Genomic DNA, 2,708 nt, shown 5'->3' on the forward strand with positions numbered 1-2,708 from the left:
CCTTCTCTACGAGACGCTACGCGAACGGCGGGCTACGCCTACGCTTTACACGCAGAAGCTTTAGCTGCCACAACATGAACTGTGCTTTAGCTCAGAGATCAAGCACTGTGTTTATACTGACTAACAAAAAACTATAAATTACACTTTAAGAAATTGAACGGAGTTAAGTAATGTACAAATCAACCATAATGTGCTGAACAAAATTGCTTCCTTTTAGGTGCTAGACATCGTGAGCGATCGCCCAAATACCCAAACATATTTTTCACCAACATAGAGAAAAAAGGGCTAAAAAACTATTCCAAATAATGCTTTTTTAGCGAAGAGTAGATTGCCCAAGTCTAAATCCACAAGACGAGAAAACGAAGATGTCCCATTCTGAGTTCCCTGACTCTCCTTTACCCATTGAAATAGAACAGCCTGCTGTTTCTGATTCTAGTCAAGAGTCGCAACAATTACCACAGCGATCGCCCAAGCCACCTCAAAAACGTCGTTGGCCCCTACTATTAGGAATCATCTTATTAATTGGAGGTGTAGGTTTTGGTTGGCGCTGGTGGCAAACTAGTAATGCTAGGAATGCACCAGGTGGTGCTGAAGCAAATGCTAGTCAACCTAGAGCAGTTCCAGTCAAGCTAGCGACAGTGAAAACTGAAACCGTTCAAGAAAGTTCGGAGTTTATTGGCTCCTTAGAGGCTCCACGTTCAGTAATTATCAAACCACAGGTTGAAGGGCGAATTACCGAGATTTTCATCCAAGAGGGCAACCGCGTTCAACAAGGACAAGTCATTATCAGTCTGCAAAGTGATAATGTTCAAGCTCAATTGTTACAAGCAAGAGGCTCACTGCAACAAGCTCAAGCACGTCTTGCTGAACTCAAAGCAGGTACGCGACAAGAAGAAGTTGCCCAAGCGAGAGCGCAGTTAGCCCAAGCCCAAGCTCGCTTTAGAGATGCTCAATCGGGATCGCAACCAGAAGAAATTGCTCAGGCTGAGGCTCAAATTCAGTCAGCGAAATCCGATGTGGAACTAGCACAGTCACGCGCCAAACGATATGCACAATTGAGAAAAGAGGGCGCAGTTTCTCAAGATACCTTAGAAGGATACGTCAAAGAACAGCAAAGTGCTGAAGCTGCCCTTGTCGTAGCGCAGAAACGCTTAGATCAACTCCGCCAAAGCAGAAGATCGAGTATTAATGAGCTAGGTGGTGCTTTGGAACAACAGAAACAAAACTTAAGGCAACTAGAAAATGGTTCGCGCCCAGAAGAAATTGCCCAAGCGCGATCGCAAGTAACTCAAGCAGCTGGACAACTTCAAGCTGCTCAAGTCCAATTGCAATACACAAAAGTTTTAGCACCTTTCACTGGCATTGTTGGTGATATTCCAGCAAAAGTGGGAGATTATGTGGAAAAAGCCGATCAACTGACTACACTAACTAGAAACGACTCTTTAGAACTGAATATTTCTGTTCCCGTAGCTGAAGCCAAAAAGTTGCGCTTGGGCTTACCTGTGCAAGTGCTGGATGTCCAAGATAAACCGATAGCAACGGGTAGGATCAGTTTTATCTCCCCAAATGCTAGTTCCGATTCGCAGACAGTTTTGGTAAAAGCCAACTTTGGCAATTCGAGAAATCGACTGCTTAATCTTCAGTCAGTGCAAACCAAAGTGATCTGGAACGAACGTCCAGGAATTTTAATTCCAGTTACAGCAATATCTCGCTTAGGTGGAGAGACTTTTGTATTTGTGGCGCAAGCGCCGCAGGAAAAGTCTAAACCTGGAGCGCCAGCTTTGGTAGCTCAACAAAAACCGGTGAAATTAGGAGTTATTGAGGGGAATAATTATCAAGTTATCGAAGGACTAAAAGCAGGGGACAAAATTGTTGTTTCCGGCATTCTTAACTTAACCAATGGCGCTCCCATTACTCCTGAAACACAAGAAGTTGGTAGTAATAAGCCTTAGCTGAAGAGGGAAGATGAGGGCAGAGGAGCAGAGGAGCAGAGGAGCAGAGGGGAAATAACCAATGCCCAATGCCCCATGCCCCATGCCCCACGCCAAATACCAAATACCCAAAGCCCAATTTTTAAACTATGTTTGTTGACTTCTTTATTAAGCGGCCAATCTTTGCGTCGGTATGTGCGATCGTCATCCTTTTAATCGGATTAATCAGTATTCCCACACTACCGATCGCTAGATTCCCAGAAATTAGTCCCACCCAAATTAGTGTAACCTCCAACTACAGCGGAGCTAGTGCCGAAGTCGTAGAAAGCGGGGTGACAAATATCTTAGAAAGGCAAATCAACGGGATTGAGGGTCTAAGATATATGACTTCTAGCAGCAGCAACGATGGTACAAGTACCATTACAGCCACCTTTGATTCCTCACGGGATAAAGATATTGCGGCTGTGGATGTGCAAAACCGTGTTTCTGTTGCCCAACCACAACTACCAGATTCTGTTCAGCGCACGGGAGTAAGAGTATCTAAAGAATCTAGCAACATTCTTTTAGCGATTGGCTTATTCGCTGAGAATAAAGAGTATGACAATATATTTTTAAGCAACTATGCCGACCTTTATATCGCAGATGCTTTAAAAAGAGTCAAAGGTGTGAGCAACGCCCAAATTTTTGGCGAACGCCGCTATGCAATGCGCCTGTGGTTAGATCCGAGCCGCCTTGCCAGTCGAGGACTAACGACCAAGGATGTAGCAAATGCTTTAT

2 protein-coding genes are annotated in these 2,708 nt (G+C 44.5%); both read left to right on the top strand.

Annotated elements, in window-relative coordinates; genetic code table 11:
- The first annotated feature begins 365 nt into the window (after positions 1-365).
- Positions 366-1,952 (top strand): efflux RND transporter periplasmic adaptor subunit, encoded by a 1,587-nt coding sequence (locus tag IQ229_RS23030; RefSeq protein ID WP_194047738.1) that lies wholly within the window; start codon positions 366-368, stop codon positions 1,950-1,952.
- Positions 1,953-2,080: 128 nt separating this feature from the next.
- A partial coding sequence (locus IQ229_RS23035) for an efflux RND transporter permease subunit (protein WP_194047740.1) occupies positions 2,081-2,708 on the top strand: 628 nt, incomplete at its 3' end.

The sequence above is a fragment of the Nostoc cf. edaphicum LEGE 07299 genome, assembly GCF_015207245.1.
Classification (GTDB): domain Bacteria; phylum Cyanobacteriota; class Cyanobacteriia; order Cyanobacteriales; family Nostocaceae; genus Nostoc; species Nostoc edaphicum_B.

Bases quoted from the DNA above. Each gene is read 5' to 3' on its own strand.
- IQ229_RS23030 (WP_194047738.1), top strand. From the start codon at position 366: ATGTCCCATTCTGAGTTCCCTGACTCTCCTTTACCCATTGAAATAGAA.